The sequence below is a fragment of the Sciscionella sediminilitoris genome (genome assembly GCF_000737195.2).
GTDB lineage: Bacteria > Actinomycetota > Actinomycetes > Mycobacteriales > Pseudonocardiaceae > Sciscionella > Sciscionella sediminilitoris.
Genome location: NZ_JALM01000084.1, coordinates 1 through 13804 on the forward strand (window position 1 = coordinate 1; position 13804 = coordinate 13804).

The following is a 13804-nucleotide window of genomic DNA, read 5'->3' on the forward strand; positions in this document are numbered from 1 at the left end:
GTCGTGTACGTGGACAGCGAACCGGTCGCGGTGACACATGCCCGCCGCACCCTGGACGGGGACGAGAACTGTCTTGTGGTCGAGGACCGGCTGCCGAACTGCGAGTCCGTGCTGACCCAGGCCGGGCAGCTGCTCGATTTCACCGAGCCGATGGCCGTGATGCTGGTGGCGATCCTGCACTTCGTCTCCGACGAGGACGATCCGGAGGGAATCACCGCCCGATACGCGAAGGCGACCGCGCCGGGCAGCTACCTGATCGCCTCGCACGGCACCGCGGAAGGCGCGGGCGCCGAGCGGGTCCGGAAGGCGGCCGCCGGGTATCGGGGCAAGGCCGACTACTCGGCGTACCTGCGCACCAAGGAGGAGTTCGCCGCGATCCTGGCCCCCTACGATCTCGTGGAACCGGGCATCACGTGGACGGCGCAATGGCATCCGGAGGACGACCGGGATGTCCCCGCGGACGCCGACCACCTCGCCATCTACGCCGCCGTCGGCAGGAAGTAGTGACCGGGTGAACGAGCAGGACATCGACACCACGACGCCGAACGTGGCGCGGGTCTACGACTACTACCTGGGTGGCGGCGCGAACTTCGAGGCCGACCGGGAATTCGCGAACAAGATGCTCGCGATCCTGCCCGAGGCGCGGATCGCGGCCATCGCCAACCGCCGGTTCCAGGGCCGCGCGGTCCGGTTCGCCGCACAACAGGGCGTCCGGCAGTTCCTGGACCTGGGCGCGGGGATTCCGACGGCGCACCCGACCCACGAGGTGGCCCGCGCGGTGCACCCGGACGCGAAGGTCGTGTACGTGGACAGCGAACCGATCGCGGCCGCTCACGGGGTGCGCAAGCTGTCCGGGGACGAGCGGGCCATATCCGTGCGGGCCCGGTTGCAGGACGTGGACGAGGTGATCGAGAAGGCCGGGGAACTGCTCGACTTCACCGAACCGGTGACGGTGATGGCCTTGGCGATCCTGCATTTCGTACCGGACGAGGAGGACCCGGACGGGATCCTCGCCCGGTACGCGGCCGCGACGGTTCCGGGCAGCCACGCGGTCGTCTCGCACGCCACCGCGGAGGGGGCGGCCGGGATGCGGACGGCCGCGGTGGCCGCGCGGTACACGGCCTCGGCGAACCGTTCCGGGCATCTGCGGAGCAAGGAACGCTTCACCGCGATGCTGACGCCCTATGAACTGGTGGCGCCCGGCGTGGTGTGGACCAAGCAGTGGCGCCCCGATGATCCGGTGGAAGCCGAGGATCCGGAAGCGTCCGCGATGTACGCCGCGGTCGGCAGGAAGCGCTGAGCACCGGGGCCTACGCGGCCTTCCCCGCGCGGGACCTACCGGCCCGCAGCGCCGAGGGCACGGCGAGGAACAGGGCGAGGGCACCGGCGATGGCGGCGAGTGCCATCCCGCCGGATTCGCTCAGTGATCCGAGCACCGCGACCCCGATCGCGCTGCCGAACTGCCTGCTGGCGTTGAGCGCCCCGGAGGCGAGCCCGGCGCGTTCCGCGGGAACCGAACCGATCGCGGTCGCGGTGGCCGCGGGCATCGTGAACGAAACGCCGAAACCGAGCAGCACCATGCCGGGCAGCAGGACCGGATACGGGGCGTGCGCGGTCGCGGCGAGCCATCCGGCGCCGAGCGCGGCGAGGGAAACCCCGGAACACAGCACCGGTTTCGTGCCGAACCGGATCATGGCCCGGCCGGAGAACGCGGAACCGAACAGGGTGATCGCCGCGAGCGGGGCGACCGCGAGACCGGCCAGCAGCGGCGGCAGATTCCTGGTGTGCTGCAAGAAGAACGTCAACACGAACAGGACCCCGTAGATGCCGGTGTTGATCGCGCAGCCCACCAGCAGCGAGTGCCGGAGGCCGGGGTGGCGCAGCAGTGGGAGCGGGAACATGGGCGTGCGCACCCGGTGTTCCACCAGGCCGAACACCGCGAACCCGGCGAGACCGAGCGCGATCGAGCCGAGGGTGAGCGGATCCGCCCAGCCGTGTTTTCCGTTGATCAGCCCGAAAACGAGCGCAGCCGAGGCCAGTACCAGGGCCAGCTGACCGGTCAGGTCGAACCCGACCCCGGTGCGCGGGGCCGGTGCGGGAATGGTGCGGATCGTGAGCAGCGCGGCGATCAGGCAGATCGGGATGTTGATCAGGAAGATCGGCCGCCAGCCGAGTGTCCCGGTGAGCACGCCGCCGGCCAGCGGTCCGGTGCTCGCCGCGATCCCGCCGACCGCGCCCCAGATGCCGATCGCGCGGGCGCGCCTGGTGGCATCGGGGAAGCTCGCCGCGATCAGCGAGAGGGAACTGGGCAGCGCGAGAGCCGAGGCGATGCCCTGCACCACGCGGGCGAGGTTGAGCACCGTGACATCGGTGGCGAGACCGCACCCGGCCGAGGCGAGGGCGAACAGCAGCAGCCCGGTGAGGAACACCCGGCGCGCGCCGAACCGGTCGGCCAGGCTTCCCCCGGTGAGCAGCAGACAGGCGAACACCAGGGTGTAGCCGTCCAGAACCCATTGCAGCGCACCGAGTCCCGCGTGCAGCTGTGCCCCGATGGTGGGATTCGCGGTGTTGACGATCGTGGCGTCCATGATGACCACGAAGAAGCCGAGGCTGAGGGTGAGCAGCCGGGCGTCGAGCACCCGTCCCTGCGCCCCGGTCGAGTGCGATGTGGTGACCCCTTGCATGCGATCGACGTTAGGGCCGCGGATATTCGGGTACGGCCGAAATGTGCTCAGCCGGTGGTGAGCGCGTTCACATCGATGCCGAAGTGCTCGGCGAACGCGCGCCTGCCCGGTTCGGTGACGCCGATCGCGCGCCGGATACCGCGCACATCCCGGACGATCCAGCCCCGGTCCTCGCAGGTGCGCAGCAGTACCGCGCCGAGGGTACCGGCGAGGTGGTGGCGCTGCTCGGTCCAGTCGACGCAGTACCCGACGGTGCGCCTTCCGGTCATCGGCAGCTCGGTGCCGAGTTCGGTGAGCAGGGCGTGCGCGGTGCCGGTGAGCCGGTATTCGAGCACCCGTCCGGGCGCGGAGAGCCGGTCACCGTTGCCCTCGTGATGCCTGCCGTCCCCGCCCACGATCGCCTCCCGGTCGAGCAGCGAACGCATCAGGGCGACCCCGAGGTGCCCGCCGATGTGGTCGTAGCAACTGCGCGCGAATCGCAGCGCGGCCGCCCGGGTCCCGGCGCGCAGCGAGCGCACCGGGCGTGGCGGGGCGAGCCGGGCGAGCTGTTCGAGTACCTCGGCCACTGCCGCGGAGGCCAGCTCGTAGTAGCGGTGCCTGCCCTCCTTGCGGGTGCGCAGCAGGCCACCGTCCACGAGCCTGCCGAGATGCTCGCTCGCGGTCGACGCGGCGATCCCCGCCTCGCTGGCGAGCATCGACATCGGCAGCGCGCGCCCGTCGACGAGCGCGAGCAGCATCGCCGCGCGTGCCGGGTGGCCGATGAGCTCCGCGGGTACCGCGAAGTCGGCCTCGCCACCGAGCCGGGTCGCCAGTCGTGGATCCGTCATACGGTCACCGTACGGCGGCCTCGTTTCGGTTCCGGCCGAAATGAGGCAGGACGCGTCTGGGTAGGCCGAACTGCGCCAACCGGGTGAGCGATATGGCCATCGAAGGCGGATTTCCCGGTTTCGCCTGGCGTGATCTAGGTCATTGTTCGATCATGTCTGCTGACGGGGAACAAGCCGCGACCTTCTGGAGGCGGGGAAAAGTGGCTGAACTGAAAAAGGGTGCCCGTATCACCGGCAATCACCGAACCAAGCTTGCCACCGACCTGAAGAAGAAGTACGAGAAGGGGGCGAGCATCCGCGTGCTCGCCGCCTCGACCGGACGCTCCTACGGGTTCGTGCACCGGGTGCTCTGCGAGTCCGGTGCACAGCTGCGCGGGCGCGGCGGTGCCACGAAGACCAGGACCGGGCGGGCCAAGCAGGCCTAGACCGCCTAGTCGGTCTCTTCCTCCTCTTCGTCCGCGTCGTCGTCCTCGGTGCGGACCGAATACACGCCGTCCACCTCGGACAGCGAGCTGACCAGTTCGTGTACCGGCGTGGTCCCGGTGACCCGGATCCGCACGTCCACCCCTCCGGTGAGCGGGTCCTCGTCCCGGCGCGTGCTCAGATCGCCGATGGTGAACCCGGCGCCGGTGGCGATGCCGAGCACCACGCGCAGCACACCTCTGCTGTCGGCGTAGCGCACCCGGACCACGGTGCTCGACGGGCGGGCCTTCATCAGCATCCGCACCATCGGCGGGTATCCGTACACCACGAGGAAGTGTGCCCCGGTGACCACGGCGGCCAGCAGCGGCAGCCCGGCGGCCGAGGCGCAGCCGACGGCGGCGGACACCCAGACCACGGCGGCCGTGGTGAGCCCGCGAACCACGTCGCGGCGGACGAAGATCAGCCCGCCGCCGATGAAGCCGATGCCGGACACGATCTGCGCGGCCACCCGGGACGGGTCCAGCACGACGCGGCCCTCGGCGAGCACATCGGCGAATCCGTACTTGGAGAACAGCACGAACAGCGCGGACCCGAGTCCGACGAGGGTGTGCGTGCGCAGCCCGGCGCTCTTCTGCTTGATCTGGCGCTCGAGGCCGATCAGCGAACACAGCACGAGCGCGATCAGCAGCTCGAGGATCTGGGTCCAGCCCTGACCGGTCGGTTCGAACAGCGTCATGGTTAGGGCAGATTACGCGCGGTGTGCCGCGAGGTGTTCGAGCAGGAGGGCGGAGAGCCGTTCCGCGGCCTGCTCGGGCAGCCAGTGCGTCAGGTCCTCGAGCATCTCGAAGCGGTAGGGCCCGGTGACGTAGTGCTCGGTGGCCAGTGCCGCGGTGGAACCGACCGCGACATCCTCGGTGCTCCACACGTACATGGTGGGCACCGTGACCGGATCCACCGGCCTGTTCAGGTGCATGGCGCGGTACCAGTTCAGCGCGGCGGTCAGGGCGCCCGGTTCGGCGAGCCGCTCCAGGTACTCGCGCACGTGATCGTGCGGGACAGCACGCTCGAACAGGGCGCCGAAGGCCTGCGGGTTCTCCGCGAAGGCACGCTCGGTGACTCCGGCCTGCCGGAAGGTCTGCATGTACCGCGAACGGGTCTGCTGGTCCTCGTCGGTGCGCACGGCCTCGAGGAACGGCGCGGGATGCGGGACCGAGACCGCGGTCAGGGTGCGCATCCGGTCCGGGTTTCCGGCCGCGGTCGCCCAGCCGACGTAGGCGCCCCAGTCGTGCCCGACGAGGTCGAACCGGCTCCAGCCGAGCTCATCGGCGACCGCGAGCACATCCGCGCACAGCTGCTCATCGGTGTACTCGGCCACCTCGCTCGGGCGCACGCCGGGGGAGTAGCCGCGCTGGTCGAAGGCGATCGCGCGGTACCCGTTCGCCCCGAGCTCGGCCAGCTGGTGCGACCACTCCAGGGAGGACTGGGGGAAGCCGTGCAGCAGCAGTACTCCGCGTCCGTCCTCCGGGCCGGCCGCGATCGCGTCGAAGGAACCGGCGGGCGTGGGAATGCTCAAGTGCTCGGTCACGAGGCCAACGTTAGCGTGACGTGGCGTGCCCTACACTGGCCGCCTGCACGAGGCCGCTCGGTGACAACCCGTAGCGTGCCGACACGTCCTTTCGAGTATGAACGGTGGTCAGCGAGGCATCGTGGATCGATACGGCAACCAGGGCGGTGGTTATCGTCCACCGGGGTACCGACCGACTCCGCCCCGCGGGCGCGCTGCTCCCGAGGGAGCGCGCGGACGTGTCACCCCGGAGGGATACCGCCCGCCCGCGCGAACGGAGCGCGATCCGGACGGCGGGCGCCCGCGCGGCGGCGAGGACTACGGCCGCCGTCCGCCAACGGCGCGCAGGCGCAGGCGCCGGTGGCGGCCGCGCCGGATCATCGGCCTGATCGTGCTGTTGCTCGTGGTGCTGATCGTCGGCTTCGGGGTGTACGTGGACACCTCGCTCAACCGGGTCGACGCGATCACCGACTACTCGGGCAAACCCGCGGCCGGTGAGGGCACCAACTGGCTGATCGTCGGCTCGGACAGCCGCGAAGGCCTGGACGAGGAGCAGGCGGCGAAGCTGCACACCGGTACATCCCAGGACGCGGGCGGTAAGCGGACCGACACGATGATGCTGCTGCACCTGCCGTCGAACGGCACCAAGCCGACGCTGATCAGCCTGATGCGCGATTCGCTGGTGAACATCCCCGGCCACGGCAGGACGAAGCTGAACGCGGCCTTCGCCTACGGTGGCCCGCAACTGCTCGCGAAGACCGTGGAGCAGAACACCGGAATGCGGCTCGATCACTACATGGAGATCGGGTTCGGTGGCTTCGCCGGGATCGTGGACGATGTCGGCGGGGTGAACATGTGCCTCAAGGAGCCGGTCAAGGACGACTTCGCGGGCATCAACCTCAAGTCGGGCTGCCAGGACCTGGACGGCCAGCACGCGCTCGGCTACGTCCGCAGCAGGCACGCCTTCGCCGCGAGTGACTACGCGCGCACCAACCACCAGCGTGAGTTCATCGGGGCGCTCGCCGATCAGATGGCCAGCCCGGCGACCTTCCTCAACCCGTTCCGGCTGTTCCCGCTGCTCGCCGATCTGCCCGGCTCGCTCACCGTGGACGACACCGACCACGTGTGGAACCTGATCGGACTCGCCTGGGACCTGCGCGGGATCTCCAGCGGCGGGGTGAACACCACGATCGTCCCGGTCTCGGGCAGTTCCGGCGGTTCGGTCGTGTGGAGCAAGTCGAAGGCGAAGCAGATGTTCGAGGCGCTGAACTCGGACCAGGAGGTTCCGCAGAGCCTGATCTCCAGCGGAGCCGGTGGTTCCTAGGACGTTCCGGTCCGCTTCGGGCTCAGCGGCCGGCGAGCAGCGCCTCGATCCCGCCCAGGATCCGTTCCAGGCCGAAGGCGAGCAGCCGCTTCGGGTTGCTCGCCGCCTGGTTTTCCTCACCGGCGGCGGTGCCCACCCGGGTGGCGACCGGGAACCGGTCCGCGGGCAGCACCCTGGACAGTAGCGGGCCCGCGGTGGACCACCACTCCATATCGCTGACCCCGGAGTGCGCCTCGAGTTCGGCCGCGTCCAGGTGTTCGCGCGCCGCGCTGTGCACGTGCCAGCCGATCTGGCCGATCACCAGGTCCATCTCCATATCGCTGAGCCCGATGCCGTCCACGGCGCGCAGTTCGTGCTCGTACTTGGCGATCACGTTGGGGCCGAGGCCGCCACGCGGTGAGGCGATGTGCCGCAGCCAGGGGTGGCGCTGGTAGAGCGCCCAGTTCTCCTCCGCGACCTGGCGCAGCCGGTCCCGCCAGTCCGCCTCCTCCGGATAGGGGGCCGCGCAGCCGGCGTACACCGCGTCGACCATCACGTCGAGCAGCTCGGCCTTGCCCGGCACATAGGTGTACAGCGACATGGTGCCGACGCCCAGATGTTCGGCGACCTTGCGCATGGACAGCATGCCCAGCCCGTGCGCATCGGCGATCTCGATGCCCGCGGCGAGGACCTTGTCCACCGAAATGTCCTTGCCGCCCTTGCGTTTCCCCTGTTCGGCACCGCGCCAGAGGAGCGCCATGCTGCGCGCCGGGTCCGAGGCGCCTACGAATTCGGGCATCCGACCTAACCCATCTCGTCCTGCGTGTGGCCGCGCGCCAGCGTAGTTCACCCTGTTTCGTACTATGTACGGTACAGTGTACGGCATGATTTCAGTCGACGGAATGCGGAAGCGGTACGGAGCGGAGACGGCGCTCGACGGGATCCGGCTCGAGGTGGCACCCGGCACGGTGCACGGGCTGCTGGGGCCCAACGGAGCGGGCAAGACGACGGTCGTGCGGATCCTGACCACCCTGACGGCGATGGACGAAGGCAGTGCCCTGGTGGACGGGATCGACGTGCGCGCGGCACCGGCGCGGGTGCGGGAACGGATCGGACTCGTCGGGCAGTACTCGACGGTGGACGAGGAACTGACCGGATGGCAGAACCTCGAGCTGTACGCGCGGCTGCACCACCTGCCCGCGCGGCGAGCCCGGATACGCGCGCGGGAACTGCTCGAGCGCTTCGGGCTCGGCGCGGCGGCCGGGCGACGGGTGCGCACCTATTCCGGCGGGATGCGCAGGCGGCTGGACATCGCGGCCAGCATGGTGCGGGCGCCCGGGGTGCTGTTCCTCGACGAACCGACCACCGGACTCGACCCGCGCGGGCGCGGCCAGGTCTGGGACTGCGTGCGCGAACTGGTCGCCGAGGGCACCACGGTGCTGCTCACCACGCAGTACCTGGACGAGGCCGATCAGCTGGCCGACCGGGTGACCGTGCTCGATCGCGGCCGGGTGATCGCGGAGGCGGCGCCACGGGAACTCAAGTCCCGGCTCGGCGGGGACCGGATCGACGTGATCGTGCGTGAACCCGGGAAGCTCGAGCGCGCGGGGGAGCTCCTGACCGCAGCGATCGGTGCAGGGGTGCACCTCGATCCGGAGACGAACACCGCCAGCATCGGGGTGACCGACCGGCTGGCCGCGCTGGACAGCCTGGTGCGGGCACTGCGTTCGGCTCCGGTCGAGCTCGCCGATATCGAACTGCGCCAGCCGACCCTGGACGAGGCCTTCCTCGCGCTGAACGGGGACCGGGAGGGCGATCACCGATGACCGCGCTGCTCGACGGCTACCTCCTGACCAGGCGCGAAGTGCAGCGCTGGGTGCACCAGCCCGCCCCGGTCGTGATCGCGCTGCTGTTCCCGGTGCTGCAGGTGCTGATTTTCGGCTATCTGTTCGGCGGCGCGTTCACCGTGCCGAACGGGTCCTATCTGGACTACCTCATGCCCGGGGTGTACGCGCTGGCCATGATGTTCGGCCTGGAGTCGACGCTCGGCGCGGTCACCGCGGACCTGAACCGGGGCGTGACCGACCGGTTCCGCGCCATGCCGGTGCGCAGGACGGCGATTCTCACCGCTCGTGCGGCCGCCGACATGCTCAACTCCTGCGCGGGGCTCGCCGTGCTGCTCGGCTGCGGGCTGCTCGTCGGCTGGCGGGCCAACCAGGGGATCGGGCCCGGGCTGGCCGCCGTGGCGCTGCTTCTGCTGCTGCGGTTCGCGCTCGTCTGGCTCGGCATCTACCTCGGGCTGCTCGTGCGCCGGACCGAACTGGTCACCGCGGTGCAGATCCTGGTGTGGCCGCTCGGTTTCTGCTCGAGCGCGTTCGTGTCGCCGTCCACCATGCCGCCCTGGCTGGGCGCGATCGCGGAGTGGAATCCGCTCTCGGCGACCGCGGCCGCGGCCCGGCAACTGTTCGGCAACCCCGGCTGGGGTGCGCTGACCTGGGCGGGCGAGCATCCGCTCGTGCTCGCCGGGTGCTGGCCGGTGCTGCTGCTCCTGGTGTTCGTGCCACTCGCGGTGCGCCGCTACCGGCGAGGCTGAACCGGCCGCGGCTAGAAGGTGAGCGGCCGGACCCCGCCGACACCGGAGACGGCGACCAGCTGGTCGACCAGTTCATCGAGTGCGGGCAGCGCGGCGAGCACCGCCTCCCGGTCGTCGATGGCCAGGCGGTCCAGCGCGGAACCGATCCGCTGCTCGTGCGCCTGGCGCCAGCCGCGCAGCTCACGTTCACCCTCCGGGGTGAGCGTGATGCTCGCGGCGCGGCGGTCGCCCTTGTCGGTCTGCCGGGAGGCGAGCCCCGCGTCCACGAGCTGCTGCACGAGCCCGCTGACCGTGTTGGGTGCGAGCTGGAGCAGCTCGGCGAGATGGCCGACGCGTGCCGGGGCGTTGTCCGCGAGCGTCATGAGCAGCTCGACCTGCGCCATGGGACGGGATTCCCACGGGTAGTCGCTCCGGATGCTGGTCCGCAGCGCCCTGCGCAGCCGGGTAACGACCTCGGTGAGGCGCCGGGCGTCGACTTCGGCGGGTTCGTTCGGCTCGAATGGCCCCACAAATGGTGTTGTCACGATTACAGAATACGAGCACCCCTCCAAATACATCGGAGATCGAGGTATTCTTGGGAGCGTGAGTGCGCTGCTCGAAGTGTTGCGAACCGAAGCACCCCGTCCGCGCCGCATCGTGGCACTGCGCTCGGCACCCTGGCTCGCGGTCGGCGCCGTCTGCTTCGGGGCATTCCTCGGGCAGCTCGACGCCTCGATCGTGACCCTGGCCTTCGGTGGGATCCGGGACTCCTTCGGCTCCAGCCTCGCTGCCGTGCAGTGGGTCTCGCTGGCCTATCTGCTGACTCTGGTCGCTCTGCTCGTCCCGGTCGGCCGGATCGCCGACCGGTTCGGCCGCAAGCAGCTCTACCTCTACGGATTCGCCGTGTTCACCGCGGCCTCGGCAGCCTGTGGGGTGGCACCGGACCTCGGCTGGCTGATCGTGTTCCGGGTGCTGCAGGCGTGCGGGGCGGCACTGCTGCAGGCCAACAGCGTCGCCCTGGTCTCCACCGCGGTGCCCGCCGAACGCCGGCGCGGTGCCCTCGGCATGCAGGCCGCGGCACAGGCGCTCGGCCTGGCGATCGGTCCGCTGATCGGCGGGGTACTGGTGGACGGGCTCGGCTGGCGCTGGGTGTTCCTGGTGAACCTGCCGGTCGGGGTGCTCGGCCTGGTCGCGGGCTATCTCCTGCTGCCGCGCACCAGGGAACGCAGCGCACCCGGTCCGGTCGCGATCACCGATCCGGTGCTGCTCGCCCTCGGGGCGGGTCTGGTGCTGTTCGGCCTGTCCTCGGTCTCCGGACTGGACGTGCCCGTCGCGGTGCCACCGTGCGCGCTCGCGCTCGGGGTGCTCGCCCTCGCCGGTTTCGTGCTGCGGCAGCGCCGCTCGCGGACCCCGCTCGTGCCGCCGTGGTTGCTGTCCACCCGGGTGGTGCGGGCCGGGCTGAGCGGAGCACTGGTCGGCTATCTCGTGCTGTTCGGACCGCTGGTGCTGGTGCCCGCGCTGCTGCCGGAGGACACCGGACTCGCGGGCGCGGTGACCACGGCCCTTCCCGCCGGGTTCGCGGTCGCGGCCACCCTCGGCTCCCGGCTGCTGCCCAAGGCGTGGTCGAGCAGGCGGCGCGGGGTCGCGGGCGGTGTGCTGTGCGTGCTGGCCCTGCTGGTCCTCGTGTTCGCGGCGACGCCGGTCTGGCTGCTCGCGGTCGGCCTGTTCGTGCTCGGTATCGGGCTCGGCCTGTTCACCCCGGCGAACAACGCGCTGGTGATGTCCGCGGTCCCGGCCAGTTGCTCCGGACTGACCGGCGGGATGGTGAACATGGCGCGGGGGATCGGCACCGCGCTCGGGGTGTGCGTGGTGACCCTGGTGGTCAGCCTCGCCCCGGTGTCCGCCCTGGCGGTCTTCGGCTTCGGGGTGCTCGCGGTGGCCGCGCTGCTCGTGGTCCTCGCCGCGGCCAGGACGAACTGACCCAAAACGGACCGGCATATGGCAGGATTCGCGGTGTGACCAGCAGACCTGCTCAATCCCCTCGTGATCCGGCCCTTCGTGATCTGGCCTTGCTGCGCCGGGTCCGGGACCGGATGGATCGCGAGTATGCGCAGCCACTGGATGTGGAGGCGCTCGCCAGGGGTGTGCACATGTCGGCGGGCCATCTCAGCCGCGAATTCCGCCGCGCCTACGGGGAGTCGCCCTATTCCTATCTGATGACGCGGCGCATCGAACGCGCGATGGCCCTGTTGCGCCGGGGCGATCTCAGCGTCACCGAGGTCTGCTTCGCGGTCGGCTGTTCCTCGCTCGGCACGTTCAGCAGCCGCTTCACCGAACTGGTCGGCATGTCACCGAGCACCTACCGGAAAGAGGCGGGTTCCGCGACCGAGGGAATGCCCTCGTGCGTGGCGAAACAGGTCACCAGACCGATCAGGAATCGAGAAGCGCCCTCCGGTGCGCCGCAACTAGCGTGACCGGCATGGACATCAGCATCTACTCGAGCTTCCTCCCGCACACCGATCCGGAGGCCTCGCTGGCCTTCTACCGCGACACCCTCGGCTTCGAGGTCCGCCAGGATGTGGCCTACCAGGGCATGCACTGGATCACGCTCGGTCCCGAGGGCCAGCCGGACACCTCCATCGTGCTGTATCCACCGGCCGCGAGTCCCGGGGTCACCGAGGAGGAACAGCGCACCATCGCGGAGATGATGGCCAAGGGCACCTACGGGATGGTGCTGCTGGCCACCCCGGACCTGGACACCACGTTCGAACGGGTCCAGGCCAGCGGCGCCGAGATCGTCCAGGAACCGGCCCAGCAGCCGTACGGGGTTCGCGACTGCGGGGTCCGTGATCCGGCCGGCAACATGATCCGTATCCAGGAGCGGCCATGAGCACAGCCACCCGAACAGCGAAGGGGCACGTGGCGGACAGCCACGACCTGATCCGGGTGCACGGTGCGCGGGAGAACAACCTTGCCGATATCAGTGTGGCGCTCCCGAAACGGCGGCTGACGGTGTTCACCGGGGTCTCCGGATCGGGCAAGAGCTCACTGGTCTTCGGCACGATCGCCGCGGAATCGCAGCGGATGATCAACGAGACCTACAGTGCCTTCCTGCAGGGCTTCATGCCCACGCTCGCCCGCCCGGAAGTCGACCTGCTCGACGGGCTGACCACTGCGATCATCGTGGATCAGGAGCGGATGGGCACCGATGCCCGGTCCACGGTCGGCACCGCCACCGATGCCAACGCCATGCTGCGCGTGTTGTTCAGCAGGATCGGGGAACCGTACATCGGGTCCCCCAAGGCGTTCTCCTTCAACATCGCCTCGGTCAGCGGTGCGGGGGCGGTCAGCTTCGAACGCGGTGGGCGGACCATCAAGGAGCGGCGCAGCTTCAGCGTGACCGGTGGCCAGTGCACCCGCTGCGAGGGGATGGGCCGGGTCTCCGATTTCGATCTCACCCAGCTCTACGACGACAGCAAATCACTCAGTGAGGGCGCGCTGCTCGTCCCCAATCACGCCGGGGACAGCTGGTACGGCCGCATTTACCGGGGTTCGGGGTATCTCGACCCGGACAAACCGATCCGCAAGTACACGAAGCGCGAACTGAACGACCTGCTCTACAGGGAACAGACCAGGATCAAGGTCGAGGGCGTCAACGTCTGGTACATGGGCCTGATCCCGCGGATCCAGCAGTCGATGCTCGCCAAGGACCGCGAGTCGATGCAACCGCACATTCGCGCATTCGTGGACCGGGCGATCACCTTCGACACCTGTCCGGAATGCGAAGGAACCCGGCTCAGTGAGCTCGCGCGGTCCGCGAAGATCGGGGGACGGAACATCGCCGAGGCCTGCGCGATGCAGATCAGCGATCTCGCCGAGTGGGTGCGTTCGCTGGACGCGCCCTCGGTCGGTCCGCTGCTCACGGCGCTGGGGGAGACACTCGACTCCTTCGTGGAGATCGGGCTCGGCTACCTCAGCCTGGACCGCCCGGCGGGCACGCTCTCCGGTGGCGAGGCGCAGCGCGCGAAGATGATCCGGCACCTCGGTTCCGCGCTCACCGATGTCACCTATGTGTTCGACGAGCCGACGATCGGGCTGCACCCGCACGACATCCAGCGGATGAACGAACTGCTGCTCCGGTTGCGGGACAAGGGAAACACCGTCCTCGTCGTGGAGCACAAGCCGGAGATCATCGCGATCGCCGACCACGTCGTGGATCTCGGCCCGGGTGCGGGCACCGCGGGCGGCACCGTCTGCTTCGAGGGCGATGTCGCGGACCTGCGGCGCAGCGACACCGTCACCGGACGCCACCTCGACGACCGGGCCGCGCTCAAGGACACGGTCCGCGCCCCCACGGGAACACTGGAGATCCGCGGCGCGAACGAGCACAACCTGCAGTCGGTGGACCTCGACATCCCGCTCGGCGTGCTC

16 protein-coding genes are annotated in these 13804 nt (G+C 69.8%); 10 read left to right on the plus strand and 6 right to left on the minus strand.

The genetic code is table 11. The annotated features are described in order from the left end of the window. A partial coding sequence (locus tag AD72_RS28145; RefSeq protein WP_037347613.1) for an SAM-dependent methyltransferase occupies positions 1-504 on the plus strand: 504 nt, incomplete at its 5' end. A gap of 7 nt (positions 505-511) precedes the next feature. Beyond that, positions 512-1300 carry an SAM-dependent methyltransferase gene (locus AD72_RS28150; RefSeq protein ID WP_031469644.1) on the plus strand — a complete coding sequence of 263 codons (789 nt, stop codon included), beginning with the start codon at positions 512-514 and terminating at the stop codon, positions 1298-1300. Between the two features lie 10 nt (positions 1301-1310). On the opposite strand, the gene AD72_RS28155 is transcribed toward AD72_RS28150, so the two are convergent. Both AD72_RS28155 and AD72_RS28160 read right to left on the minus strand, forming a co-directional pair. After that, positions 1311-2684 (minus strand): MFS transporter, encoded by a 1374-nt coding sequence (locus AD72_RS28155; protein ID WP_051899109.1) that lies wholly within the window; start codon positions 2682-2684, stop codon positions 1311-1313. 47 nt (positions 2685-2731) lie between these two features. Further along, positions 2732-3511, minus strand: a complete 780-nt coding sequence (locus AD72_RS28160) for an ArsR/SmtB family transcription factor (RefSeq protein WP_031469646.1) — start codon at positions 3509-3511, stop codon at positions 2732-2734. 200 nt (positions 3512-3711) lie between these two features. Here AD72_RS28160 and AD72_RS28165 point away from each other — a divergent pair, with 200 nt between their 5' ends. Further along, positions 3712-3936: a helix-turn-helix domain-containing protein gene (locus tag AD72_RS28165; RefSeq protein ID WP_020497749.1), complete on the plus strand. Its 225-nt coding sequence runs from the start codon at positions 3712-3714 to the stop codon at positions 3934-3936. A gap of 5 nt (positions 3937-3941) precedes the next feature. On the opposite strand, the gene AD72_RS28170 is transcribed toward AD72_RS28165, so the two are convergent. Further along, positions 3942-4670: an MgtC/SapB family protein gene (locus AD72_RS28170; RefSeq protein ID WP_031469647.1), complete on the minus strand. Its 729-nt coding sequence runs from the start codon at positions 4668-4670 to the stop codon at positions 3942-3944. Positions 4671-4682: 12 nt separating this feature from the next. Continuing rightward, positions 4683-5519 carry an alpha/beta fold hydrolase gene (locus AD72_RS28175; protein WP_031469648.1) on the minus strand — a complete coding sequence of 279 codons (837 nt, stop codon included), beginning with the start codon at positions 5517-5519 and terminating at the stop codon, positions 4683-4685. Between the two features lie 97 nt (positions 5520-5616). Between AD72_RS28175 and AD72_RS28180 the strand changes: the two genes are divergently transcribed. Beyond that, positions 5617-6822 carry an LCP family protein gene (locus AD72_RS28180; protein ID WP_031469649.1) on the plus strand — a complete coding sequence of 402 codons (1206 nt, stop codon included), beginning with the start codon at positions 5617-5619 and terminating at the stop codon, positions 6820-6822. A 22-nt stretch (positions 6823-6844) separates the two neighbouring features. Here the strand turns inward: AD72_RS28180 and AD72_RS28185 are convergent, their stop codons facing one another. After that, complete coding sequence (locus AD72_RS28185; protein ID WP_031469650.1) at positions 6845-7600, minus strand: TetR/AcrR family transcriptional regulator; 756 nt, start codon at positions 7598-7600, stop codon at positions 6845-6847. Between the two features lie 85 nt (positions 7601-7685). Between AD72_RS28185 and AD72_RS28190 the strand changes: the two genes are divergently transcribed. After that, positions 7686-8627 carry an ATP-binding cassette domain-containing protein gene (locus AD72_RS28190; RefSeq protein WP_231645001.1) on the plus strand — a complete coding sequence of 314 codons (942 nt, stop codon included), beginning with the start codon at positions 7686-7688 and terminating at the stop codon, positions 8625-8627. After that, positions 8624-9394 carry an ABC transporter permease gene (locus tag AD72_RS28195; protein ID WP_031469652.1) on the plus strand — a complete coding sequence of 257 codons (771 nt, stop codon included), beginning with the start codon at positions 8624-8626 and terminating at the stop codon, positions 9392-9394. Before AD72_RS28190 ends, AD72_RS28195 begins: the two co-directional genes overlap by 4 nt. 11 nt (positions 9395-9405) lie before the next feature. Here AD72_RS28195 and AD72_RS28200 read toward each other — a convergent pair whose 3' ends face one another. Beyond that, positions 9406-9918 (minus strand): MarR family winged helix-turn-helix transcriptional regulator, encoded by a 513-nt coding sequence (locus tag AD72_RS28200; protein ID WP_231645003.1) that lies wholly within the window; start codon positions 9916-9918, stop codon positions 9406-9408. A 58-nt stretch (positions 9919-9976) separates the two neighbouring features. Between AD72_RS28200 and AD72_RS28205 the strand changes: the two genes are divergently transcribed. From AD72_RS28205 to AD72_RS28220, 4 genes are all read left to right on the plus strand, one after another. Then, on the plus strand, positions 9977-11353 hold the full coding sequence (locus tag AD72_RS28205; protein WP_156365404.1) for an MFS transporter: 1377 nt from the start codon (positions 9977-9979) through the stop codon (positions 11351-11353). Between the two features lie 35 nt (positions 11354-11388). Continuing rightward, positions 11389-11847 (plus strand): helix-turn-helix transcriptional regulator, encoded by a 459-nt coding sequence (locus tag AD72_RS28210; RefSeq protein ID WP_031469655.1) that lies wholly within the window; start codon positions 11389-11391, stop codon positions 11845-11847. Between the two features lie 5 nt (positions 11848-11852). Further along, positions 11853-12263 carry a VOC family protein gene (locus AD72_RS28215; protein ID WP_031469656.1) on the plus strand — a complete coding sequence of 137 codons (411 nt, stop codon included), beginning with the start codon at positions 11853-11855 and terminating at the stop codon, positions 12261-12263. Further along, on the plus strand, positions 12260-13804 hold a 1545-nt coding region (locus AD72_RS28220), incomplete at its 3' end, for a daunorubicin resistance protein DrrC (protein ID WP_031469657.1). The genes AD72_RS28215 and AD72_RS28220, both read left to right, overlap by 4 nt.

Coding starts and splice junctions, on each gene's coding strand:
- AD72_RS28195 (WP_031469652.1), top strand. CDS start 8,624: ATGACCGCGCTGCTCGACGGCTACCTCCTGACCAGGCGCGAAGTGCAG.
- AD72_RS28180 (WP_031469649.1), top strand. CDS start 5,617: ATGAACGGTGGTCAGCGAGGCATCGTGGATCGATACGGCAACCAGGGC.
- AD72_RS28155 (WP_051899109.1), bottom strand. CDS start 2,684: ATGCAAGGGGTCACCACATCGCACTCGACCGGGGCGCAGGGACGGGTG.
- AD72_RS28215 (WP_031469656.1), top strand. CDS start 11,853: ATGGACATCAGCATCTACTCGAGCTTCCTCCCGCACACCGATCCGGAG.
- AD72_RS28170 (WP_031469647.1), bottom strand. CDS start 4,670: ATGACGCTGTTCGAACCGACCGGTCAGGGCTGGACCCAGATCCTCGAG.
- AD72_RS28190 (WP_231645001.1), top strand. CDS start 7,686: ATGATTTCAGTCGACGGAATGCGGAAGCGGTACGGAGCGGAGACGGCG.
- AD72_RS28160 (WP_031469646.1), bottom strand. CDS start 3,511: ATGACGGATCCACGACTGGCGACCCGGCTCGGTGGCGAGGCCGACTTC.
- AD72_RS28185 (WP_031469650.1), bottom strand. CDS start 7,600: ATGCCCGAATTCGTAGGCGCCTCGGACCCGGCGCGCAGCATGGCGCTC.